The organism is Microbacterium salsuginis, assembly GCF_012524205.1.
GTDB lineage: Bacteria > Actinomycetota > Actinomycetes > Actinomycetales > Microbacteriaceae > Microbacterium > Microbacterium salsuginis.
In genome coordinates this window covers 44,934-68,566 of sequence record NZ_JABACI010000005.1, presented here as the reverse complement: position 1 = coordinate 68,566, position 23,633 = coordinate 44,934, and the positions used below count along the sequence as shown (strand labels likewise).

The 23,633-nt window shown below is 70.0% G+C and carries 20 protein-coding genes; 17 read left to right on the top strand and 3 right to left on the bottom strand.

Annotation, left to right across the window (positions count from 1 at the left end; genetic code table 11):
* Positions 1-33: 33 nt before the first annotated feature.
* A complete protein-coding gene (locus HF576_RS16310) occupies positions 34-2,286 on the top strand; it encodes a RelA/SpoT family protein (protein ID WP_168913905.1) in 2,253 nt (750 codons plus the stop codon).
* Here HF576_RS16310 and HF576_RS16305 read toward each other — a convergent pair.
* The 3 genes from HF576_RS16305 to HF576_RS16295 form a co-directional block, all read right to left on the bottom strand.
* Positions 2,265-2,825 carry a type IV toxin-antitoxin system AbiEi family antitoxin gene (locus HF576_RS16305; protein WP_168913904.1) on the bottom strand — a complete coding sequence of 187 codons (561 nt, stop codon included), beginning with the start codon at positions 2,823-2,825 and terminating at the stop codon, positions 2,265-2,267. The genes HF576_RS16310 and HF576_RS16305 overlap by 22 nt on opposite strands.
* Positions 2,826-2,897: 72 nt before the next feature.
* Positions 2,898-4,595 (bottom strand): DUF349 domain-containing protein, encoded by a 1,698-nt coding sequence (locus HF576_RS16300; RefSeq protein ID WP_168913903.1) that lies wholly within the window; start codon positions 4,593-4,595, stop codon positions 2,898-2,900.
* Positions 4,596-4,693: 98 nt separating this feature from the next.
* Positions 4,694-5,002: a dioxygenase gene (locus HF576_RS16295; RefSeq protein WP_168913902.1), complete on the bottom strand. Its 309-nt coding sequence runs from the start codon at positions 5,000-5,002 to the stop codon at positions 4,694-4,696.
* A 224-nt stretch (positions 5,003-5,226) separates the two neighbouring features.
* Here HF576_RS16295 and HF576_RS16290 point away from each other — a divergent pair, with 224 nt between their 5' ends.
* The 16 genes from HF576_RS16290 (at position 5,227) to HF576_RS16215 (ending at position 23,564) form a co-directional block, all read left to right on the top strand.
* Complete coding sequence (locus HF576_RS16290) at positions 5,227-6,525, top strand: replication-associated recombination protein A (protein WP_168914313.1); 1,299 nt, start codon at positions 5,227-5,229, stop codon at positions 6,523-6,525.
* Between the two features lie 182 nt (positions 6,526-6,707).
* Positions 6,708-7,337 (top strand): 30S ribosomal protein S4, encoded by a 630-nt coding sequence (gene rpsD / locus HF576_RS16285; protein ID WP_168913901.1) that lies wholly within the window; start codon positions 6,708-6,710, stop codon positions 7,335-7,337.
* 213 nt (positions 7,338-7,550) lie between these two features.
* Complete coding sequence (locus tag HF576_RS16280; RefSeq protein ID WP_168913900.1) at positions 7,551-7,835, top strand: ATPase; 285 nt, start codon at positions 7,551-7,553, stop codon at positions 7,833-7,835.
* A gap of 63 nt (positions 7,836-7,898) precedes the next feature.
* On the top strand, positions 7,899-10,556 hold the full coding sequence (gene alaS / locus HF576_RS16275; RefSeq protein WP_168913899.1) for an alanine--tRNA ligase: 2,658 nt from the start codon (positions 7,899-7,901) through the stop codon (positions 10,554-10,556).
* Between the two features lie 13 nt (positions 10,557-10,569).
* Positions 10,570-11,037 (top strand): Holliday junction resolvase RuvX, encoded by a 468-nt coding sequence (ruvX, locus tag HF576_RS16270; RefSeq protein ID WP_168913898.1) that lies wholly within the window; start codon positions 10,570-10,572, stop codon positions 11,035-11,037.
* 1 nt (position 11,038) lies between these two features.
* Complete coding sequence (mltG, locus tag HF576_RS16265) at positions 11,039-12,799, top strand: endolytic transglycosylase MltG (RefSeq protein ID WP_240949005.1); 1,761 nt, start codon at positions 11,039-11,041, stop codon at positions 12,797-12,799.
* On the top strand, positions 12,766-13,641 hold the full coding sequence (locus tag HF576_RS16260) for a shikimate dehydrogenase (RefSeq protein ID WP_168913897.1): 876 nt from the start codon (positions 12,766-12,768) through the stop codon (positions 13,639-13,641). The genes mltG and HF576_RS16260 overlap by 34 nt, the downstream gene beginning before the upstream one ends.
* A gap of 30 nt (positions 13,642-13,671) precedes the next feature.
* Positions 13,672-14,895 (top strand): chorismate synthase, encoded by a 1,224-nt coding sequence (gene aroC, locus HF576_RS16255; RefSeq protein WP_168913896.1) that lies wholly within the window; start codon positions 13,672-13,674, stop codon positions 14,893-14,895.
* On the top strand, positions 14,892-15,452 hold the full coding sequence (locus HF576_RS16250) for a shikimate kinase (RefSeq protein WP_168913895.1): 561 nt from the start codon (positions 14,892-14,894) through the stop codon (positions 15,450-15,452). Before aroC ends, HF576_RS16250 begins: the two co-directional genes overlap by 4 nt.
* The gene (gene aroB / locus HF576_RS16245) at positions 15,449-16,525 is read left to right on the top strand and encodes a 3-dehydroquinate synthase (RefSeq protein ID WP_168914311.1); all 1,077 of its coding nucleotides are present in this window, start codon (positions 15,449-15,451) and stop codon (positions 16,523-16,525) included. Before HF576_RS16250 ends, aroB begins: the two co-directional genes overlap by 4 nt.
* Positions 16,522-17,052 (top strand): GNAT family N-acetyltransferase, encoded by a 531-nt coding sequence (locus tag HF576_RS16240; RefSeq protein WP_168913894.1) that lies wholly within the window; start codon positions 16,522-16,524, stop codon positions 17,050-17,052. Before aroB ends, HF576_RS16240 begins: the two co-directional genes overlap by 4 nt.
* 46 nt (positions 17,053-17,098) lie before the next feature.
* On the top strand, positions 17,099-17,557 hold the full coding sequence (locus tag HF576_RS16235) for a type II 3-dehydroquinate dehydratase (RefSeq protein ID WP_168913893.1): 459 nt from the start codon (positions 17,099-17,101) through the stop codon (positions 17,555-17,557).
* 95 nt (positions 17,558-17,652) lie between these two features.
* Positions 17,653-18,213, top strand: coding sequence for an elongation factor P (efp, locus tag HF576_RS16230; protein ID WP_168913892.1), 561 nt, complete (start codon positions 17,653-17,655; stop codon positions 18,211-18,213).
* 19 nt (positions 18,214-18,232) lie between these two features.
* The gene (gene nusB, locus HF576_RS16225) at positions 18,233-18,643 is read left to right on the top strand and encodes a transcription antitermination factor NusB (protein WP_168913891.1); all 411 of its coding nucleotides are present in this window, start codon (positions 18,233-18,235) and stop codon (positions 18,641-18,643) included.
* Positions 18,644-18,683: 40 nt separating this feature from the next.
* The gene (locus HF576_RS16220; protein WP_343234319.1) at positions 18,684-21,938 is read left to right on the top strand and encodes a DEAD/DEAH box helicase; all 3,255 of its coding nucleotides are present in this window, start codon (positions 18,684-18,686) and stop codon (positions 21,936-21,938) included.
* A 63-nt stretch (positions 21,939-22,001) separates the two neighbouring features.
* Positions 22,002-23,564, top strand: a complete 1,563-nt coding sequence (locus HF576_RS16215; protein ID WP_168913889.1) for a Rieske 2Fe-2S domain-containing protein — start codon at positions 22,002-22,004, stop codon at positions 23,562-23,564.
* Positions 23,565-23,633: the final 69 nt, after the last annotated feature.

Sequence of the window (23,633 nt, the reverse complement as noted above, 5' to 3'; positions counted from 1 at the left end):
GATTGTGAGGTCCAGCGGAGGGGAGGGGATCGTATGACCGAGACCGTTCCTCCCGCCCAGACCTCGTCGCTGCGGCGCCTGGTGCCGCGCATCTTCTCCCGCTCTGCGCGGCGCGACGACGTTGAGCAGCTGCTCAGGACGGTGCGCACGCATCATCCCAAGGGCGACCTCTCGATCATCGAGCGCGCCTACGCCGTAGCGGACCAAGCCCACTCCGGGCAGGCGCGACAGAGCGGCGAGCCCTACATCACGCATCCGCTGGCGGTGGCGCAGATCCTCGCCGATCTCGGGCTGGGTCCGCGTGCGATCGCGGCAGCCCTGCTGCACGACACCGTCGAAGACACGCAGTACTCGCTCGAGACGCTGAGCGCCGAGTTCGGCGACGAAGTCGCGATGCTCGTGGACGGCGTCACCAAGCTCGACAAGGTCAAGTACGGCGAGAGCGCGCAGGCCGAGACGGTCCGCAAGATGATCGTCGCGATGTCGCGCGACATCCGTGTGCTCCTCATCAAGCTCGCCGACCGCCTGCACAACGCCCGCACGTGGGGGTTCGTCCCGCCCGAGAAGGCGCGGAAGAAGGCGACCGAGACCCTCGAGATCTACGCGCCGCTCGCGCACCGGCTCGGTATCCAGGCGATCAAGTCCGAACTCGAGGACCTCTCGTTCGCGGTGCTGCACCCCAAGCTCTACGCCGAGATCGACAGCCTCGTCAAGCAGCGCACGCCGCAGCGCGAGCAGTACGTGCAGAACGTCATCGAAGCGGTCGACGGCGATCTGCGGGAGCTGCGCATCCGCGGCCGAGTCATGGGCCGTCCGAAGCAGCTGTACTCGGTGTACCAGAAGATGGTCGTGCGCGGGCGCGAGTTCGACGACATCTACGACCTCATCGGGATCCGCATCCTGGTGGGCAGTGTGCGCGACTGCTACGCCGTGCTCGGGGCGATCCACGCTCGCTGGACACCCCTTCCGGGCCGTTTCAAGGACTACATCGCCACGCCCAAGTTCAACCTCTACCAGTCGCTGCACACGACGGTGATCGGCCCGGGCGGCCGCACCGTCGAGATCCAGATCCGCACCAACGAGATGCACCAACAGGCCGAGTACGGCGTCGCGGCGCATTGGAAGTACAAAGAGCGGATGGCCGGCGGCAAGGCGGACCCGAAAGCCCTCGACACCGACATGGCCTGGCTGGCCCACATCTCGGACTGGCAGGCCGAGACCGCCGACCCCGGCGAGTTCCTGGACTCGCTGCGCTTCGAGATCGGCGCCAAGGAGGTCTACGTCTTCACCCCGAAGGGCCGCGTCGTCGGGCTGCCCGCCGGTGCGACTCCGGTCGACTTCGCCTACGCGGTCCACACCGAGGTCGGTCACCGCACGATGGGCGCCAAGGTCAACGGCCGCCTGGTGCCGCTGGAGTCAGAGCTCAAGAGCGGCGACGTCGTCGAGGTCTTCACCTCGAAGAATCCGGATGCCGGCCCCAGCCAGGACTGGCTCGGATTCGTCAAGAGCACGCGGGCCCGCAACAAGATCCGAGGCTGGTTCACCAAGGAGCGTCGCGAAGAGGCGATCGAGCAGGGGAAGGAGTCGATCGCGCGCGCGATGCGACGGCAGAACCTGCCGCTCCAGCGCCTGATGAGCCAGGACTCGTTCTCGGAGGTCGCGCATCAGCTCCGCTACGAGGACGTCTCGGCACTCTACGCCGCCGTCGGCGAGGGCCACGTCTCGACCCAATCGGTCATCGAGAAGGTGACGGCGATCGTCGCCGCCAACGACACCACGACCGGGCCGATCGATCTGCCGGCCGTCGGGCGGGCGCGCTCCGCCTCGCGTGGCGGCGACTCCGGCATCCTGGTGCGCGGTGCCCCCGACATCCTGGTCAAGCTCGCGAAGTGCTGCACTCCGGTGCCGGGCGACCAGGTGATCGGCTTCGTGACACGGGGGAGCGGCGTCTCGGTGCACCGCACCGACTGCACGAACGTCAAGTCACTGATGGACGACCCCGCCCGCCTCATCGAGGTCGAGTGGGCGCCCACGACGAAGAGCGTCTTCCTCGTCCAGATCCAGGTCGAAGCGCTGGACCGGTCCGGCCTGCTCAGCGACGTCACCCGGGTGCTGAGCGAGCACCACGTGAACATCCTCTCCGCGACGGTGTCGACCACCAACGACCGGCTCGCGCTGAGCAAGTTCGTCTTCGAGATGGGCGACATCGTCCACCTGGACCGCGTGCTCAACGCGGTACGTCGTATCGATGCGGTGTACGACGTCTACCGCGTGACCTCCTCCTGATCCTCGGCAGCCATCACACCGCGCAGGAGTGTCAGGCCCAGCCGCTTGTGCGGCAGCACGCCCGACTCGAGGCGCGCGATCGCCGGGGCGAGCACGTCGGCGTGCGCTGCTGCGAGCAGCCGCGCGGCCCGAGCGTGCCGCTCGTCATCGGTGCGGGCCAGATCGACCAGCGTGCGCAAGGGCGTCGTGACGCGGATGCCGCCGATGATCTGCAGATCCCCCGGGGGCACCGCGAGATCTCGGTAGACGAGCTGGCGATCGGGCGTCCGGTGCAGGCGCCGGCTGACGGCGCGCTGCACGGTGTGCCGCGACGGCGGCTGCGGGAGCGCCCCGTGCACCCATGCGGCGGTCAGATGGGTCGCGGCGAGCGAGTCCCCGAGCCGCGGGGAGAGCGAGCCGGCGCGCAGTGCCGCCGTCTCGACGGCGTCGGCGGGGATGTAGGCGTCGCCGAGGCCGACCAGGTCACCGTCCAGGCATGCGGCCGTGAGTTCGGCCGGGGAGAGCCGATCGTCCGCGAAGTACAGGAACGGTGACGCCATGCTCGAAGTGTGCCGCACGACGGCGGTCGAGGGACGCGTGCGTCCCTCGACCTGTGGACAACCGGCCTGCCGTCAGCCGCCGAGGGCCTTGAGCCACGCGCGGCGTGCCTCCAGCGCCTCGGTGGCCTTGGCGATGGCCTTCGCGTCGCCGGACTTCTTCGCCGTCTCGACCTCGTCTTCCAGCTTCTGGATCGCGTCGGTGAGCTGGCGCGTCATGTCGTTCGCGCGCGCCTTCGTCTCCGGGTTGTTGCGCTTCCAGTCGGTCTCCTCGCGGGTGCGCAGCGCCTGTTCGATCTTGCGCAGCTCATCGTCGAGCGACCGCTCGGCGTCACGAGGGAAGATGCGGCCGATCTCATCCCACTGGCGCTGGATGCCGGTGAGGAGGGTTCGAGCCTTGGCGATGTCGCGCTCGTCCGGCACAGCCTTCGCCTCTTCGAGCAGTGCGCGCTTGGCGTCGATCTTCTCGCGGGACGCCTCGGCGTCCGCCGCCTCGCGTTCGATCCGCGCACCGTACAGGGCGTCGCCGGCAGCCTTGAACCGCGCCCAGAGCGCGTCGTCCACCTTCTTGCCGGCACGGCCCGCGGTCTTCCACTCATCCAGAAGATCACGGTAGGCCGGGATGCCGTCCTCGCCGCGGGGAGCGAGCGCTTCGGCCCGCTCGACCAGTCGCGTCTTGCGGTCGCGCACAGACTTGTGCGCCTCGTCGAGTTCGGCGTAGAAGGCGCGGCGGTGCTTGTCGACGATCGCGCGCGCGTCGCGGAATCGCTTCCACAGCTGCTGTGCGGTGGACTTCGGCAGTCGCGGTCCGTGCTGCTGCTGGGCCTGCCACTGCTCGAACAGCGTGTTGAGCTCGGCCGTCGCCTGCTTCCACTGCACGCTGCGGGGATCGCGGCCGGCGAGCGCCTCGGCCTTCTCGACGAGTTCCGTGCGCGCCTTGACCGCGTCGTCCACGGCTTCGCGTGCCGCGGCCGCCTCGGTCTCGGACGCGGCGGCGAGGGTCTCGGTGAGCGCGGCGATGCGCGCGGTGAGGCCGGCGAGGTCGCCGACAGCGGCCGCGCCCTCGAGCTTGGCACTGATCGTCCGCGCCGTGGCACGCAGGTCGGACGCCGAGGCGCCGCCACGACGGTGACGGACCTCGAGCAGGGTGACCTCGCTCGCGAGATCCGCGTACTTGCGCTCGTAGTAGGCGAGGGCCTCCTCGGCAGAGCCGTCGGGGTACTCGCCCACGACACGCCAGCCGCCGGCCTCGCGGACCGACACGGTGCCGTCCTCGTCGACGCGACCCCACGGCTCGCTCGCTTCGGCCGATGCCGAGCGGGCCGGCGCGGATCCCCTCGCACGCGCGAGCGCGGCAGGAGACGGCACCGGGATGTTGGCGCGCGCAGGTGCCGGTGCGTCTTCCGCGGCGGGCGCGTCCTCAGCCGGCACCTCCTCAGCGGGCGCGTCCTCGACGGGCGCTTCTTCGACGGGCGCGTCTTCGACGGGCGCGTCTTCGACGGGCGCGTCTTCGACGGGCGCGTCCTCGACGGGCGCGTCCTCGACGGGCGCGTCCTCGACGGGCGCGTCCTCGACGGGCGCCTCTTCTGTCACAGGCGAGTCCTCGACGGAGGCATCCGGAATCGCCTCCTCGGGGGCGTCTTCTTCGGGCGCGACATCGCTCTGTGCCGAGTCCTCGCTCGCCGCGTTCGCGACGATCTCGGTCTCGGATTCGCTGGTCTCAGGGCCTTCGGGGGCTTCGTTGTCGGCGGTGGGCTCTGCTGCGGCAGTCACGGAATGCACCTCATCACGGCTTGCGCCGTCTGCGGGGGATGGACGGCTCCCCAGCCTAGTACGGCCGGTGGCCCGCGTTCGGTGCGGGAGGAGCCGTGTCAGGGAGTGGGCGTGGGCGTGACGCCGGAGTCGGGCGACAGACTCGGAGACGGCGCCGGTGTCGAGGCCGTGGGCGTCGGGGTCGGCGTCGAGGTGGGAGCAGGCTCGGGTACGCCGGGACCAGCCACGAAATAGGCCGTCTGCACCGCTGCCAGGCCGACGACGAGCAGCCCGCCCGCGATACCGGCGATCAGGTTGTCGCGCGTGCGCCGGCGAACCTGCCGATCATGCAAGTCGCGACGCGCCTCGTACAGGCGCGCGCGCTCCCGCGCCGCGCGAGCATCGCGATCTTTTCCTCCGACCGCCACAGGGGCCTCCTTCGCTCCGGTCTCGGCCCGGGGCCGGGTTGATCCTACGGGTCGCCCGGACCGGCGGCCAAACCGGCGGCCGGCCCGCCGTCGGATCCCCGGGATAGCCTGGGACCATGGCTCCCACCTCCTCTCCACGCGCCGCTGGTGCGTCGCGCGGAGCCTCGGGGAGCGGGGGCCCACAGACCGCACTGTTCCAGGGGCAGACGCCCCTCGCGGTCCGCATGCGCCCCACCTCGCTGGACGAGGTCGCGGGGCAGTCGCATCTGCTGCGCGCCGGCTCCCCGCTGGTGACGCTCGCGAATCCGGATGCCTCGACCCGCACCGGCACGTCGGTCATCCTGTGGGGGCCCCCGGGCACGGGCAAGACCACGCTCGCGCAGGCCATCGCACGGTCTTCGGGGCGCCGCTTCGTCGAGCTCTCCGCGGTCACCGCCGGGGTGCGGGACGTGCGGGAGGTCATGCAGGAGGCGCTCACGCAGCGCGACCTCTACGACCAGTCGACCATCCTGTTCCTCGACGAGATCCACCGGTTCACCAAGGCCCAGCAGGACGCCCTCCTGCCGGGCGTCGAGAACGGCTGGGTGGTGCTGATCGCCGCGACCACCGAGAACCCGTCGTTCTCGGTCATCTCGCCGCTGCTGTCACGTTCCCTTCTGCTCACGCTCAAGCCCCTCACCGACGACGACCTCCGCATGCTCATCGACCGGGCCGTCGACGACCCGCGCGGGCTGGCGGGGGCCGTCACTCTGTCGGACGAGGGCCGCGACGCCCTGGTTCGCCTGGCTTCGGGTGACGCGCGGCGGGCGCTGACCGCGCTCGAGGCCGCGGCATCCCTCGCCGTCCCCGAGGAGGGGGACGACACCGCCCCTGACAGCGACGCGGTGCCCGAGGTCACGTCGGAGCACGTGGCCCAGGCCGTCGACCGTGCGCTGCTGCGCTACGACCGGCAGGGCGACGAGCACTACGACGTCATCAGCGCGTTCATCAAGTCGATCAGGGGTTCGGACGTGGACGCCGCGATCCACTATCTCGCCCGCATGATCGAGGCGGGCGAGGATCCGCGGTTCATCGCGCGGCGCCTCATCATCTCGGCGGCCGAAGACATCGGTCTGGCCGATCCCCAGGCGCTGCCCATCGCCGTCGCTGCGGCGGACGCGGTCCAGTTCATCGGCATGCCGGAGGGCCGGATCCCGCTGGCCGAGGCGACCGCGTACCTCGCGACGACGGCGAAATCCAATGCCGCCTACGTCGCGATCGACGCCGCGATCGCGGACGTGCGCTCGGGCGGGTTCGGTCGCGTGCCGGTTCATCTGCGAGACGCTCACTACCCAGGAGCCAAGCGCCTGGGCCACGGCAAGGGGTATGTGTACCCCCACGACGCCGAGATCGGCATCGCCGCGCAGCAGTACCTCCCCGACGAGCTCCGCGGCCGCCGCTACTACGAGCCGAAGGCGCTCGGCGCGGAGCGCGACGTGCAGGCGCGGCTGGAGAAGATCCGACGGATCCTGGACGGTCAGTGACCAGGAACGGCCGCGACAGGGGCCTCTGCTAGACTTGACCGGCTCGAAACCGAGTTTTCGGGCATCCCCTCTCTTCTTCACCACCTTCCGGCATGCCCCGGCGTGCAGTCCGGACAGGGCGAAGACAGGCGATACGCCCGCGAGCCGTGAAAGACACGGCAGCGTCAAGAAAGGAACACTTCGTGGCTACGAAGTCCCAGGATCGCCGCAAGGTGCGTCTCTCGCGCGCCCTCGGCGTCGCACTGACCCCCAAGGCGGCCAAGTACCTCGAGAAGCGTCCGTACGCTCCGGGTGAGCACGGCCGCACCAAGCGCAAGCAGGACAGCGACTACGCCGTCCGTCTGCGCGAGAAGCAGCGTCTGCGCGAGCAGTACGGCATCCGCGAGAAGCAGCTTCGCATCCAGTTCAACGAGGCGCGCCGCACCCAGGGCCTGACCGGTGAGAACCTCGTCGAGCAGCTCGAGATGCGTCTGGACTCGCTCGTCGTGCGCGCCGGCTTCGCCCGCACCACCGCGCAGGCCCGCCAGCTCGTCGTGCACCGTCACATCCTCGTGGACGGCCAGCTCGTCGACCGCCCGTCGTTCCGCGTGAAGCCGGGCCAGGTCATCCACGTCAAGCCCAAGAGCGAGGGCCTCGAGCCCTTCCAGGTGGCAGCGGCCGGCGGTCACGCCGAGGTCCTGCCCCCGGTTCCGGGCTACCTCGAGGTCGAGCTCGACAAGCTGCAGGCCCGTCTCGTGCGTCGCCCCAAGCGCGCCGAGGTTCCGGTCGTCTGCGACGTCCAGCTCGTCGTCGAGTACTACGCAGCGCGCTGAGCGCCGCAGGCTCACTCGCGCGTCAGCGCCGCGTCCGAACGGGCGCAGCGCGATAACAGACCGCACACCACGAAGGGCGCCGGGGCAACCCGGCGCCCTTCGGCGTCGGTGGCCGTGAACCCCGGTCGCCGAGCAGGTCGCTCTGCGACCGTGCCGGGACACGCTCTACGATGGTGGGATGCCGCGCCCGCGGCCCCAGCGAGGAGTGATGACATGAAGAACCTGTTCTGGTTCGTGCTCGGCATCGCCGGCGGCTTCGTCGTGGCGCACCTCATGAACAAGGATCCCCGCGGACACGAGATCCTCGCGGACGTCGACGCCCGTATCTCGGAATTCACCGATCGCATGGGCGACGCGTACCGCGAGCAGGAGGCCCGGTTCTCGGGTCTCGTCGACGACGTGAAGGATGCCGCGAAGGCGGCGGCATCGGGGGCCGCCGACGTGGCCTCCGACGCCGCAGACGCCGTCTCCGACACCGCACGCAAGCTCACCGACTGACCCAGTGGACCCATGCCCCGGCACACCGCCGGGGGAGTGGCCCGCGCATCTGCGAGGACCTGAATGAAGACCGCCGAGATCGCCCAGCGCTTCCTCGACTACTTCGAGAAGAACGGCCACACCATCGTGCCCTCGGCATCGCTGGTGACCGACGACCCGGCGCTGCTGTTCACCGTGGCCGGCATGGTGCCGTTCATCCCGTACCTCAGCGGCGACGTGCCCGCCCCGTACGCCCGCGCCGCCGACAACCAGAAGTGCATCCGCACGAACGACATCGAAGAGGTCGGAAAGACGCCTCGGCACGGCACGTTCTTCCAGATGCTCGGCAACTGGTCGTTCGGTGACTACTTCAAGGAGGGCGCCATCCGCTTCGCGTGGGAGCTGCTCACGTCACCGGAAGCGGACGGCGGGCTGGGCTTCGACCCGAAGGACCTGTGGGTCACGGTCTACGAGGAGGACGACGAGGCCTTCGAGCTGTGGCAGACGGTCGCCGGGTTCCCGGCTGAGCGCATCCAGCGCCTGGGCAAGGACACCAACTACTGGAGCACCGGACTGCCGGGGCCGGCAGGACCCTGCTCCGAGATCTTCTTCGACCGCGGCCCGGCCTACGGCGTCGACGGCGGCCCTGCGACAGACGATGACCGCTACGTCGAGATCTGGAATCTCGTCTTCATGCAGTACGAGATCACCAACGTGCGCTCGAAGTACGACTTCGACATCGTCGGAGAGCTCCCCGCGAAGAACATCGACACCGGCATGGGCCTGGAACGCATCGCGTTCATCAAGCAGGGCGTCGACAACATGTACGAGACCGACCAGGTGCGGCCGGTCCTCGACAAGGCGGTCGAGCTGAGCGGTCGGACGTATGGAGCGAACCACGACGACGACGTGCGCTTCCGCGTGATCGCCGACCACGTGCGCTCGTCGCTCATGCTGATGTCGGACGGCGTCACTCCGTCCAATGACGGCCGTGGCTACATCCTGCGGCGCCTGATGCGCCGCGCGATCCGCTCGATGCGGCTGCTGGGCGTGGACGGACCGACCTTCGCCGAGCTGTTCGCCGCCTCCCGCGACGCCATGAAGGACGCGTACCCGGTCGTCGAGACGGACTGGGCACGCATCTCGCAGTACGCGCTCGCCGAAGAGGCGACGTTCCTGCGCACGCTGGCCGCGGGCGAATCCATCCTCGACGAGTCGCTCGGGCAGACGAAGGCAGCGGGCGGGAGCACCATCGCGGGCGCCGAGGCTTTCCTGCTGCACGACACGTATGGCTTCCCGATCGACCTGACGCTCGAGATCGCGGAGGAGGCGGGCCTGACGGTCGACCGTGCCGCGTTCGACACGCTCATGCAGGAGCAGCGGTCGCGGGCGAAGGCCGATGCGAAGGCGCGCAAGCGCCAGCTCGCCGACACGAGCGTGTACCGCGACCTCCGTGCCCTGGGCGAGACGGTCTTCACCGGCTACACCGATCTCGAGACGTCGTCGCGTGTGCTCGGCATCCTCGTCGACGGCGTTCCGGTCGATCGCGCCGGCACGGGGCAGATCGCCGAGGTGATCCTCGCCGACACGGCGCTGTACGCCGAGTCCGGCGGTCAGGTGGCCGACAAGGGCGTCATCGTCGGCCCGGGGTACGAGCTCGAAGTCATCGACGTGCAGAAGCCGGTCGCCGGCCTGATCAGCCATACCGTCGAGGTGACCAGCGGCGAGGTCGGCGTCGGCCAGGCTGCGACATCCATCGTGGATGCTGCCAACCGCCGCTCCGCGCGCCAAGCGCACTCCGCGACGCACCTGGTGCATGCGGCGCTGCGCGACACGCTGGGCAAGACGGCGACGCAGGCGGGCTCGCTCAACCGTGCCGGCTACATGCGCTTCGACTTCACGTGGGGCCAGGCGCTGTCGGACGCCACGAAGACCGAGATCGAAGAGATCGCCAACAACGCCGTGCGCGACAACCTCGAGGTCACCACTCGGGTTCTCGCGCTGGACGAGGCGAAGTCACTCGGCGCGATGGCGCTGTTCGGCGAGAAGTACGGCGACACGGTCCGCATGGTCGACATCGGCGGGCCCTGGTCCCGCGAGCTGTGCGCGGGCACGCACGTGTCCACGAGCGCCGAGATCGGCCTCATCAGCCTCGTCGGCGAGTCGTCGGTCGGTGCGTCCAACCGACGCGTGGAGGCGCTCGTCGGGCTCGACGCCTTCCGATCGCTGGCGGCGGAGCGCGCGCTCGTCTCGCAGCTGACGTCCACCCTCAAGACACCGCGCGAGCAGCTGCCCGCGCGGATCGCCGAGTTGACGGCCAGCCTCAAGGCGGCCGAGAAGAAGATCGCCGCCTTCGAGGCCAAGGCGCTCGGTGACCGGCTCCCGGCGCTGGCGGCGGCGGCCGCACGCGTCGGCGACGCACTCGTCGTCGCGGAGTCCCTCGGCACCGCCGCCTCGGCCGACGACGTGCGCTCGCTCGCACTGCAGGTCCGTGAGCGGCTGGGCTCCGACGCGGTGGTGGTCGCGCTGGGCGCCGAAGTGAACGGGCGACCCGTCGTGATCGTGGCGACCAACGACGCAGCACGTCGCGCGGGCGTCAAGGCGGGAGTCCTCGCCAAGGGCGCTGCAACCGTGCTCGGCGGTGGCGGCGGCGGTCGCGACGACGTGGCCCAGGGCGGCGGAACGGATGCCTCGGCCCTGCCGGCAGCGCTCGCCTCGGTGAAGGACGCCCTGGCCTCGTGAGCGGCTCAGGCTGGTGAGCGGGTTCCGGCGGGGCGTGCGGCTGGGCATCGACGTGGGGAAGGCCCGCGTCGGCGTCGCGCGCTGCGACCCCGACGGACTGCTTGCGACGCCGGTCGAGACGGTCCCGCGCGATGACGGGTCGGTGGCCCGCATCGTGGCCCTCGCCGACGAGCACGCGGCCGTCGAGGTACTGGTCGGTCTGCCGCTCAACATGCGGGGGGAGGACACGGCGTCGACCGCCGACGCGAGGGCCTTCGCGAGTGCGCTGGCAGCAGCATCCGTCGTGCCCGTCCGCCTCGTCGACGAACGGCTGTCGACGGTGTCGGCACACGCGGCGCTGCGCAGTTCGGGCAGAACCCAGCGTTCGTCGCGTAGCATCGTTGACCAGGTCGCCGCAGTCGTCCTGCTTCAGCAAGCACTCGACGTCGAGAAGAGCACTGGACGGCCCCCCGGAATCCCCGTCCCCCAGGAGCCCGCCTGACATGCCCGAATCACCGTCCGACGATCCGTTCGCGGATCTGTACGGCAAGCTCCCCGACCCGCGGACCCGCGAGAGCGGTTCCCGCGGCGCGAGTGGCGGCGTCACGGCAGGCGGCTCTCCGGCTGCGGGCGTGACGCCCGACGGTGCGCCGCTGTCGCGCCGGGCCGCGCGCGAGGCGGCGGCGCGCCAGACCGGGTCGCTTCCGATCACCCCTTCGCCGGAGCCCCTGCCCGTCCCCGATCCCGCTGACTCCGTCCATGCCGCGGACCCGGCCGAGACGACGGCCGACGGCAGCGGCTTCCAGCCGGTGCCGCTCCGCACGCCGCGTCCCGCCCAGCCCGACGCCCAGGACGAACCCGCCGACGACTCCTGGATCTTCGCCGGTGCGACGACGGCACCCGCGCTGCCGTACAGCCGCACCGGTGCCATGGCGACCGTCCCGACCGCCGCTGCCGCGCGCGGAGACGAGTCCCCGGGCGTTCCCGCGGGCGCCCCTGCCGCCTCACCCGTAAGCGGCACCGGGAGCGGCGTCCCCTCTGGACGACGCGACGCAGGCGCGGCCGCGCGCGGGGCGGACGGCGGCCGGCGTGGCGCCGCTCCGTCGGCGACGCTGGACGACCTCTTCAGCGGCAACAGCTCGACAGAGGACCTCGGCGACGTCCCTCCGCCCAAGAACCGTCGCCGCCGGCGCATCGGCGGCTGGATCGCGCTGGGCGTGGTGCTCCTGATCCTCGGCGGCATCGCGGGCGGTGCGTGGTACGTCTGGACCACCTACGAAGACAACATCCGCGAGGTCATGGGCTGGGAGGAGCCGAAGGACTACGAGGAGGGACTCGCCAACGGCGAAGTCTTCGTCACGATCGCCTCGGGCGACACCGGCTCGCCGATCTCGCAGTCGCTCTACGACGCGGGTGTCACCAAGACCCCGGAGGCGTTCTACGACTACCTCATCGAATCCGGCCAGAATCCGCCGTTCCAGCCGGGCGTGTACAAGCTGCAGAAGCAGATGACCTCGGAGGCTGCCCTGGCAGCGCTCATGGAACCCGCGAACAAGATGGAGCTGACGGCGCAGATCCCCGAGGGGTTCACGGTCGACGGCACGCTCGAGCGGCTCGCCGAAGGCACCGGCATACCGCTGGAGGAGTTCCAGGCGGCCGCCGCGGATCCCGCAGCCTACGGCGTCCCCGCCACCAGCCTGGAAGGCTGGCTGTTCCCGGCGACGTACACCTTCGACCCCAGCGTCACGGCGCAGTCGGCCATCCAGACGCTCGTCGACCGCACCGTCCAATCGCTCGATGCCGCCGGCGTCCCCGTCGAGCAGCGTCAGGAGATCCTCACGATCGCCTCGATCGTCCAGCGCGAGGCACGCCTCGAGACCGACATGCAGAAGGTGTCGCGGGTCATCCAGAATCGGCTCGATCCGGGCAACCAGGAGACGTTCGGGCTGCTGCAGATGGACTCCACGGCGCAATACGGCGTGGGCGAGGATGACGGCACGGTCAGTTCATCCGAGAACGCGCTCACCGACGACAACCCGTGGAACACCTATGTGCATCCCGGGCTGCCGATCGGTCCGATCTCCAACCCGGGTGACGTGGCGATCAACGCAGCGATGCATCCGGCCGAGGGCCCGTGGTTCTACTTCGTCACGGTGAACCTCGACACGGGAGAGACGGTGTTCACCTCCACCATGGCCGAGCATGAGCGGGCTCGTGAACAGTGGATCCAATGGTGCCGCGACAACCCCGGTTCGGGGTGCTGACCTCCGCGAACCGGCTGGAGGTGTGGGGCGACCCGATCGCACACAGCCGCTCGCCGCAGCTCCACGCCGCTGCATACGGCCTGCTCGGGCTCGACTGGACGTACGGACGACGCCGTGTCGACGAGGCCTCGTTCGCCGCGGAGCTGGCCGGGCTCGACGAGGCGTGGCGCGGCCTGTCGCTGACGATGCCGCTCAAGGGCGTCGCGTTCCGCGCCGCGGCCGCGCACGACCGGGCCGCCGAGCTGACCGGCGCCGTCAACACCCTGCTCGTGGATCCTGCGGGCCCGCGCGGCTTCAACACCGACGTCGGTGGCATCGTGCGCGCCCTGGCGGACGACGCGGTCACGGCGCTGCCGCGCGCGCGCGTCGTCGGTGCCGGTGCCACCGCGACATCGGCCCTCGTGGCCCTGGCCGAGCTCGGGGCGCGCGAGGTGGAAGTGATCGCCCGGCGACCCGAGGCGGTCGCGCCGCTGCGTGAGCTCGGCGTCAAGCTGGGTCTGGACATCGTCGCCGGCTCGTTCCAGGCATCCGCCTACGACGACGTCCCCCTCACGATCGCGACTCTTCCGGGCGATGCAAGACTTCCGGATGCCGCGGCCGCCGGTCTCGCACGGGCCGGAGGACTGCTGCTCGACGTCGTGTACGGCCATTGGCCGACGGCGTTGTCGTCCGAATGGGAGCGCCACGGCGGGACGGCCCGCTCGGGACTCGGGATGCTGCTGTACCAGGCCCTGCTGCAGATCCGCATCTTCCGCAACGGCGACCCCGGGGCGACTCTGCCGAACGAGCGCGTGCTCGTCGACGCCATGAGGCGCGCGCTCGAGGACCCGAACGCGGCGTAACCGGCACCCGGCACGTGGGAGACTGGAGCAATGCTCCGCGTGCTCACGGCCGGCGAATCGCACGGCCCCGAACTGGTCGCCGTCATGGAGGGCCTGCCCGCAGGCGTCCCGATCTCGCGTGCGGCGATCCAGGCAGATCTTGCCCGCCGCAAGCTCGGCTACGGCCGCGGCTCGCGCATGAAGTTCGAAGAGGACGAGCTCACGATCTCGTCCGGCGTCGTCCACGGCTCCAGCCTCGGCAGTCCCATCGCCCTGCGCATCGGCAACACCGAATGGCCCAAGTGGATCGAGGTGATGAGCGCGGAGCCCGTCGAGCTGACCGACCGCTCCCGCGGTCGCGGCGCGGCGCTCACCCGCCCACGGCCCGGTCATGCCGACCTCGTCGGCATGCAGAAGTACGGCTTCGACGAGGCCCGGCCCATCCTCGAGCGCGCGAGCGCCCGCGAGACGGCGGCCCGCGTCGCCCTCGGTGCTCTCGCACGGGCATTCCTCGCCGAGCTCGGCATCCGCCTCGTCAGCCACACGCTCTCGATCGGACCGGTACGCGTGCCCGAGGGTGCTGCCCTGCCGACGCCCGATGATGTCGACGCGCTCGACGCCGATCCGCTGCGCTGCTTCGATTCGGCCACGAGCCAGGCGATGGTCGCGGAGGTGGACGACGCACGCAAGCAGGGCGACACGCTGGGCGGCGTCGTCGAGGTGCTCGCATACGGTCTTCCGCCCGGCCTCGGCTCGCACGTCCACTGGGATCGGCGCCTTGACGGCAAGCTCGCGCAGGCGCTGATGAGCATCCAGGCGATCAAGGGCGTCGAGGTCGGGGACGGGTTCCTGACCACGACCCGGCGCGGCTCGCAGGCGCATGACGAGCTCCACATCGCGGGCGAGGGAATCACGCGCTCGAGCGACAAGGCCGGCGGCACCGAGGGCGGTATGTCGACGGGCACGGTGCTGCGGGTGCGCGCGGGCATGAAGCCGATCGCCACTGTGCCGAAGGCGCTGCGTACCGTCGATGTCGCCACCGGCGACACCGCCTCGGCCCACCACCAGCGCTCGGACGTCTGCGCCGTGCCTGCGGCCGGTGTGGTCGCCGAGGCCATGGTCGCCATCGTGCTCGCCGAGGTCGTGCTGGAGAAGTTCGGCGGCGACAGCGTCACCGAGACCCGACGCAACCTCGACGGCTACCTCGCCGCGATCCCCGCCGAGCTGCGCACCGCCTCCGCGAGCGACGCGGCACTCGGCGCCGCCGGCGCATGACCGCCGGCCCCGAGGCGATCGTCCTCATCGGTCCGATGGGGGCGGGCAAGACGAGCATCGGCAAGCGGGTCGCCCGGGCCCTCGGCATCCGGTTCTATGATTCCGATGCCGCCGTCGTGCGTGACCACGGGCCGATCGAGAAGCTCTTCGCCGAGCATGGTGAAGAGCACTTCCGGGCGCTCGAACGCCGCGCCGTGGCCGACGGCCTCGCCGGTGGCGGTGTCGTCGCCCTCGGGGGCGGCGCGGTGCTTCACCCTGAGACGCGCGCCGACCTCGCCTCGCACCGTGTGGTGCTGCTCCTGGTCTCACCGAGGGTGGTCGCCGGACGCGTGCGCGATTCGAATCGCCCGCTGCTGCAGGCCGGAGATGCGATCGAGCGCTGGGCGGCGATCCTCGAAGAGCGCCGGCCGGTGTACGACGAGCTGGCCGACGTCACCTTCGACACCTCGAGCGGGCCCTTGCAGGACGTCGTCGACGCCATCGTCGCGTGGGTGCGCAGTCCCGAGCCGGAGGAGAGAGCATGCGACGTACTGAGCGAGCGGAGCGAGCCGAAGTGACGGATGCCACGACCATCAGCGTGAGCGGAGACGCGAGCTACGACATCACCGTCGGCCGCGGCATCCTGTCAGCGTTGTCCGACGCGCTGCCTCCCGCAGCCCGCAAGGTGCTCATCATCCATCCGCCCACGCTCGCCGAGCAGGCTGAGCGTCTCCGCGCCCAGCTGGTGACGGACCGCGAAGTGCTGCTCGCGGAGATCCCCGACGCCGAGGCCGGCAAGCGGATCGAAGTCGCCGCCTTCTGCTGGCAGGTGATGGGCAAGGCGGACTTCACCCGCACCGACGCCGTCATCGGCTTCGGCGGGGGAGCCGTCACCGACCTCGCAGGCTTCGTCGCCGCGACGTGGCTGCGCGGCGTGGAGGTCGTCCAGGTGCCGACGACGGTGCTGGGCATGGTCGATGCCGCCGTCGGCGGCAAGACGGGCGTCAACACCGCCGAAGGCAAGAACCTCGTGGGCGCCTTCTGGGCGCCGCGCGCCGTCGTGTGCGACCTGGCTCTTCTCGACACGCTCTCGCGCAACGAGAGGGTCGCCGGCTACGCCGAGGTCGTCAAGGCGGGCTTCATCTGGGCTCCCGAGATCCTCGACCTCGTCGAGACCGATCCCGAGGCCGCGGTCGATCCGCGCAGCGATGCCTTCCGGCGTACCGTCGAGCTCGCCATCGACATGAAGGCCCAGGTCGTCGGCCAGGATCTGCGCGAAGCAGGCCTGCGCGAGATCCTCAACTACGGCCACACGGTCGGTCACGCGATCGAGCACGCCGAGCGGTATCGCTGGCGCCACGGCGCGGCGATCTCGGTCGGCATGGTGTTCGCCGCCGAGCTGTCACGACTGGCAGGACGGCTTCCGGATGCCGCGGCCCAGCGGCACCGCGACATCCTCGACACCCTCGGTCTGCCCACCAGCTACCGCCCGGGTGCGTGGCCCCAGCTGCTGGCCACGATGCAGCGCGACAAGAAGAGCCGCGGCGGCATGCTGCGCTTCATCGTGCTGGACGACATCGCCAAGCCCACCGTGCTGCAGGCCCCGGACGAGTCGCTGCTGTTCGCCGCGTATCAGGAGGTCGCGGGGTGACGAGCCTGCACGTGCGCCGCATCCGCGCTGACGAGTGGGCGCGCGTGAAGGCTCTGCGCCTCGAATCGACCAGCGATCCGGATGCCGCGATCGCCTTCCTCGAGAGCCCGGCCGAGGTCGCCGCGCGCCCGGATTCCTTCTGGCACGACCGGGCGCAGCAGGCCGCGGACAGCGAGACAGCCGCGCAGTTCGTCGCCGAGTCCGGCGACGACTGGGTCGGAAGTCTCTCGGTGCTCATCCGGGCGACGGGGCAGACCGACCACCTGGGCCGCTACATCGACGATCGCCGCGCGGACGTCGTCGGCGTCTACGTCAACCCGGCGCATCGAGGCTCCGGCGCCGTGGACCTGCTGCTGGGCGCGGCGGGGGACTGGGTCCGCGGTCTCGGACTGACGCGACTCTCGCTCGACGTGCACCGCGACAACGTGCGCGCGCAGGCTGCGTACCGGAGGTCCGGCTTCGCAGCCACGGGTGAGACGATCACGGGGCCGATCGGCCCGGAGATCATCATGTCGAAGGCGCTCTGACGCAGGGTCCGCGCACCGCTGGCAGCAGCGCTGATATCGTGCCGATGTGACCGCCCCCCGCCGGCTCCTGCTCGTCAACGGACCGAACCTGAACCTGCTCGGCACGCGCGAGCCCGGGATCTACGGCTCCGACACGCTCGCCGACGTGGAGCGGCTGGTGACGGATGCCGCCGCCGCACGTGGTTTCGAGGTGCGAGCCATGCAGAGCAATCATGAAGGCGTGATCGTCGATGCCATCCATGCCGCCCGCGAGGACTGCGCCGGCATCGTGATCAACCCCGCCGGCCTGAGCCACACCTCCGTGGTCCTGCGGGACGCGCTGGCGGCCGTCGCGCTCCCGGTCGCCGAGATCCACATCTCGGACGTCATGCAGCGGGAGTCGTTCCGTCATCACTCGTACGTGACCGACGTGGCGGTGGTGCATGTGATCGGCGAGGGCGTCCCCGGATACGCGAGAGCCGTCGACCTCCTCGTCGACGTGATCACCGGGCAAGCCGAGGGCTGACGAATCCGCCGTGGATCAGGCATCCCGTAGAATCGAACGTCGGTCCGCGCGGCAAGCGTGACCGGATCCCCGAACGGAACGGAACCTCCACACCCATGGCATCCACCGCAGACATCAAGAACGGCGTCGTCCTCAGCATCGACGGCCAGCTCTGGAGCGTCATCGAGTTCCAGCACGTCAAGCCGGGCAAAGGTGGCGCGTTCGTTCGCACCAAGCTCAAGAACGTCGTGTCGGGCAAGGTCGTGGATCGCACGTACAACGCCGGCGCGAAGATCGAGATCGAGAACGTCGATCGTCGCGACTTCACGTACCTCTACAACGACGGCGACTCCTTCGTGTTCATGGACGTCGCGGACTACGATCAGCTGACCGTCCCGGCCACTGTCGTCGGCGAGGCGAAGAACTTCATGCTCGAGAACCAGCAGGTGCAGATCGCGCTCAACAACGGCAACCCGCTGTACATCGAGCTTCCGGCCTCCGTGGTGCTCGAGATCACCTATACCGAGCCCGGCCTTCAAGGCGACCGGTCGTCGGCGGGCACGAAGCCCGCGACGGTCGAGACCGGCTACGAGATCCAGGTGCCGCTGTTCCTGGAGACAGGTACGAAGGTCAAGGTCGACACCCGCACCGGCGACTACCTCGGCCGCGTCAACTGATCGCGGCAGTGCTTCGCAGATGAGTGCCCGAACCAAGGCGCGCAAGCGCGCGCTCGACATCCTGTTCCAGGCCGATGTCCGCGGCGACGAGATCGGCACGATTCTCGCCGCGGAGGCGAAGCGGGCCGCGAACGAGCCCGCCCGGCAGGCATCGTGGCTCTACGCGCGCGAGATCGTCGACGGCGTCATCGACAACCGCGATGCGATCGACGAGCAGATCACCACGTTCGCGAAGGACTGGTCGCTGGCGCGTATGCCGGCGGTCGACCGCGCCGTCCTGCGCATGGCTGCGTGGGAGATCCTCTATAACGAAGAGGTCCCCGCAGCCGTCGCGATCGACGAGGCCGTCGAACTGGCCAAGGAGTTCTCGACGGACGACTCCGGCTCGTTCGTGCACGGTGTGCTCGCACGCATAGCGCGCGCGTCCTGAGCCGGCCCGCTTGTCGGCGGGGCTTGCGAGGATGGATGCCGTGACCCCGCCCTTCGTCGACGCCGAGCACATCCGGCGGCAGGCGGACGGCGGCACATACGAGCGCGGCGTGGCGTACTTCGCCGGCGGCGCGGTTCAGCAGGTCACATGGGATCCGGTCGCGTCGATCATCGAGTCGGTCGTCGTCGGCAGCGCGGGCAGCTCGTATCGCTGCCGCGTCCGGCTCGACCCGCTCCGGCCCGATCGGCCGGTCGCCGCCACAGCTTGCACATGCCCCGTCCAGTTCGACTGCAAGCATGTGGTCGCGACGCTCCTGGCGGGCAACCGGCTCGCCGAGCGGTCACGCCCACCGGGGGAGTCCTCCTGGCGGGCGGTCCTCGCACCGGCGGTGCCGGCGTCCCGCGCGACGACCCCGCTCGCCCTCGGGCTCGAGCTTCGTCAGCGAGTGCGTCGCGGAGCGTCGGCGTGGGCCCCGGCACGCGTCGAGACGGCGACGGCGCGTGGGCTCCATCAGCACGGCGCCGACGTGCTCGTCGGACTGCGCCCGCTCGAGCGCAGCGTCCGCAGCGACGCCTGGATCAAGGGCGCGGTGTCGTGGGACGCCCTGCGCCGCCCGAACCTCGCGTACGAACCCGGCCAGGCCCGCTGGTTCGCCGAGCTGTACAGCATCGCTCGCGACATCCGTCTGTTCGGCGCGTTCTCCGACGCATCGGAGTGGCTCACCCTCGACGACGTCGAATCCAGCCTGCTGTGGCCGCATCTGATGGCGGCGCCCGATCATGGGATCCCGCTCGTGACGACCAAGCGCACCGCGACGGTGTCGGTCGCCCATGACGCATCGATCACCGTGCGCGCGCGGGCGTCGGCCGCGGGGCTCGAGATCGATCCGGTCGTCACGATCGACCAGGACGAGGTCGAGGCGGTGAACGTCCGCCCGATCGGACGCTCGGGCATCTACCGCTTCACGGTGCGCGGAGAGCGCATCGATCTCACGCTCGCGCCGCTGGCTCTGCCCGACCCGATCCCGGCCCTCCTCGCGTCACGTGAACGGGTGACGATCCCGGCGGGGGAGACGGACGAGTTCGTGCGCGAGCATCTGCCGCGCATCCTGCGCCACGTCGCCGTCGACGCGCCCGGAATCGACGTGCCACCGCCGCCGCGTCCTCGGCTGGTGGTGTCCGTGCGCTTCGCACCGTCTCACCGCCTCGACTACGCATTGGCGTGGAGGTACGGCACCGCCGAGCCGCGGCCCTTCGGTCCGGACTCGACGTCCGACCGCGACGAGGCGACCGAAGCCGAGATCCAGGCGCATGTCGAGGCGCTCTGGCACGAGGCGTCGCCGGTCGTCTTCGCGGCGACCGGCACCCTCTCAGGACTGGACGCGGCCGAGTTCGCGTCACGCCTGCTGCCGACGCTCGAGGCGGCCGCCGACGTCGACGTGCAGATCTCGGGCGAGCGACCGCGCTATCGCGAACTGACGGGCGACCCTCGCATCGCCGTCTCGACGGTCGAGTCGACGGACGCCGACTGGTTCGACCTCGGCGTGGTCGTGACCGTCGATGGCCGGAGGATCCCGTTCGCCACGCTGTTCACCGCTCTCTCGCGGGGCCGCAAGAAGGTGCTGCTCAGCGACGGGGCGTACTTCTCGCTGTCGCATCCGTCACTGCAGCGGCTGCGGGATCTGATCGACGAGGCCGGCGAGCTCGAGGAGTGGGAGACGGGGCCACGCCTGAGCCGGTATCAGACGGATCTCTGGGCCGAGTTCGAGGACCTCGCCGATGAGGCGGCACCGGCCGTGGCGTGGCGCGAGACCGCCCGAGGACTCCGGGATGCCGACGGCATCCCACCGCTCCCGGTGCCGCCGACGCTGCACGCCGACCTGCGCACCTATCAGCGGGCGGGGTACGAGTGGCTGGCGTTCCTGTGGAGTCACCGCCTGGGCGGCATCCTCGCCGATGACATGGGGCTGGGCAAGACGCTGCAGATGCTCGCACTCATCGCCCGGACGCGTGAGGCCGGGGAGCGCCGTCCGTTCCTGGTGGTGGCACCGACCTCGGTGCTGTCGACATGGCGCACCGAGGCGGCACGGTTCACCCCCGACCTTCGCGTCGCGGTCATCGACAGCACCCGCGCGACGACCGGGACGACGGTTCAGGACGCAGCTGCGGCGGCCGACGTCGTCGTGACGTCGTACACGCGCCTCCGCCTGGAGCAGGCCCGGTTCGCGCCGGTAGCGTGGGCGGGCCTGATCCTGGACGAAGCGCAGTTCGTCAAGAACAGTCGTACGAAGACGTATCGCGCCGTGCAGGGGATGAACGCCGACGTCGTGTTCGCGATCACGGGAACGCCACTTGAGAACAGCCTCACCGAGCTGTGGGCGCTGCTCTCGCTCACGGCACCGGGCCTGTTCGCCTCCGCCCGGCGATTCCGCGAGGAGTACGTGGGACCCATCGAGAAGGGCAAGGTTCCCGAGAACCAGGACGGCGGTGCCTACCGCGCCGCCCGGCTCGCCCGGCTGCGCCGCCGCATCCGTCCCCTCGTGCTGCGTCGCACGAAGGAGCTCGTCGCCGCCGATCTGCCCGCGAAGCAGGAGCAGGAGGTGCGTGTCGAGCTGAGCGCAGCGCACCGGGCGCTGTACGACACCGTGCTGCAGCGTGAGCGACAGAAGGTGCTCGGCCTCCTGGACGACCTCGACCGCAACCGCTTCATCGTGTTCCGCTCGCTCACGCTGCTGCGCATGCTGAGTCTCGCGCCGGGGCTGATCGATCCGGCCCACGCGCACATCCCGCCGAGCAAGCTGACCGCCCTGTTCGACCAGCTCGACGAGGCGCTCGCCGAGGGGCACCGCGCCCTCGTGTTCAGCCAGTTCACGTCGTTCTTGGGGCTCGTGGCCGCACGGCTCGAAGAACGCGGAATCCCGTACGCGTACCTCGACGGCTCCACTCGTGATCGCGACGCGGCCGTGGCGGCGTTCCGCGGGGGAGAAGCACCGGTGTTCCTCATCAGCCTCAAGGCCGGCGGCTTCGGCCTGACGCTCACCGAGGCCGACTACGTCTTCCTCCTGGATCCGTGGTGGAACCCCGCCGCCGAGGCGCAGGCGGTGGACCGGGCGCACCGGATCGGCCAGGATCGCAGCGTCATGGTGTACCGACTCATCGCGAACGGAACGATCGAGGAGAAGGTCATGGCGCTGCAGCAGCGCAAGGCCCGCCTGTTCCGCTCGGTGATGGACGACGACGCCCTGTTCGGCCGTGTGCTGGACGCCGACGACATCCGCGGGTTGTTCGAGGTCTGACCATCGCCGCGCCTAGAATCGTCTGGGTTCGCCGGTTCGACTGCGGAAAGGGGAGGACTGCCCATGCGCATCACGGGCCTCGGCCACGCCGGAATGTTCATCGAGACGGCGGGCGGAAGCATCCTCTGCGACCCGGTCGTCGGTCCGACGTTCTTCGGCTCATGGTTTCCGTTCCCCGACAACCGGGGGCTCGACTGGGAGAGGTTCGGCAAGGCCGACTTCCTGTACGTGTCGCACCGCCACCGCGACCACTTCGACCCGGCTCTCATGCGCCGTCACGTGCCGACGACCATCAAGGTGCTGCTGCCGGACTACCCGACCGACGACCTCGAACAGGATCTGCGGCGCCTCGGATACGACAACATCGTCTACACGCAGGCGGGCGTTCCTCTCGAGTTCGGTCCTCTGAAGCTGATGGTCACACCGCTGCGGGCCCCGAGTGACGGCCCCATCGGCGACTCGTCGCTGAGCGTCGACGACGGCACCGCGAGCATCCTCAACCAGAACGACTCCCACCCGCTCGACCTCGAGAAGCTGCTGTCGTTCTCCAAGCCCGAGGCGTACTTCACGCAGGTGTCGGGTGCGATCTGGTGGCCCATGGTCTACGACCTGCCGCAGGACGCGAAGCAGAACTTCGCCAAGCTCAAGCGCGACGCGCAGAACAAGCGGGCGATGTACTACATCGAGAAGGTCGACGCCGAACACGTCTTCCCGATGGCCGGCCCGCCCATGTTCCTGCGCGAAGAGCTGTTCAAGTACAACGGCTGGGGGCAGGAGGACGATTCGATCTTCACCGACCAGCGCCAGTTCCTGCAGCACATGAGCCAGGTCAGGCCCGAGCAGAAGGGCTACGAGTTCGTTCCCGGGACCGTCGTCGAACTGAACGGCGGGCAGCTCTCGGTGACGCAGACGCTGTACACCGATGCCGAGATCGACCGGATCTTCGACGACAAGTGGGCGTACCTCGCCGAGCAGCGCGACAGCAGGCAGGATGAGATCCGCGCCGAAGAGGCCACGCGGGCCGCGGTACTGCCGCCGGACGAGATGCTCGCCGCCATCAAGGAATGGTGGGAGCCGCTGCTGCGACGTGCGCGTACGATCCGCAACGGCGTCGGAGGCGTCGTCCGGTTCCGGATCGGCGACCTCGACATGGTCGTCGACTTCCCCAAGGCGAAGGTCCGGGAGTACGCGGGCGAGGAGTGCATCTACTGGTACACGATCCCAGCCGACCTCGTCTCGACGAACATCGCCGACCATGAGATCGACTGGTCGAACTCGATCTTCCTGTCCATGCAGTTCGAGGTCGGCCGCAGCGGCAAGTTCAACGAGTTCCTCACGACCTTCCTCAAGTGCCTGTCGCGTGACCGCATCGAATACGTCGAGAACTGGTACGCGGAGCAGACCGATCAGACCGAGGACGCGCAACTCGGCGACTGGATCGTGCAGCGCCGCTGCCCGCACCTGCGCGCGGACCTCACCAAGACGGGCAAGATCGAGGACGGCGTGCTCACGTGCTCGCTGCACGACTGGAAGTGGGAGCTCGCGAGCGGCAAGTGCCTCACCAGCCAGGGCCACGCGATCCGGGCGTCGCAGGTCGACGCCGACGCGGCGCAGCCGGCAGCCTGACGGCACCTCGTCCGCCACCGGTCTCGACGACCGGTAGACTGCCTGAGAACCACAGCAACCTTTAACCCC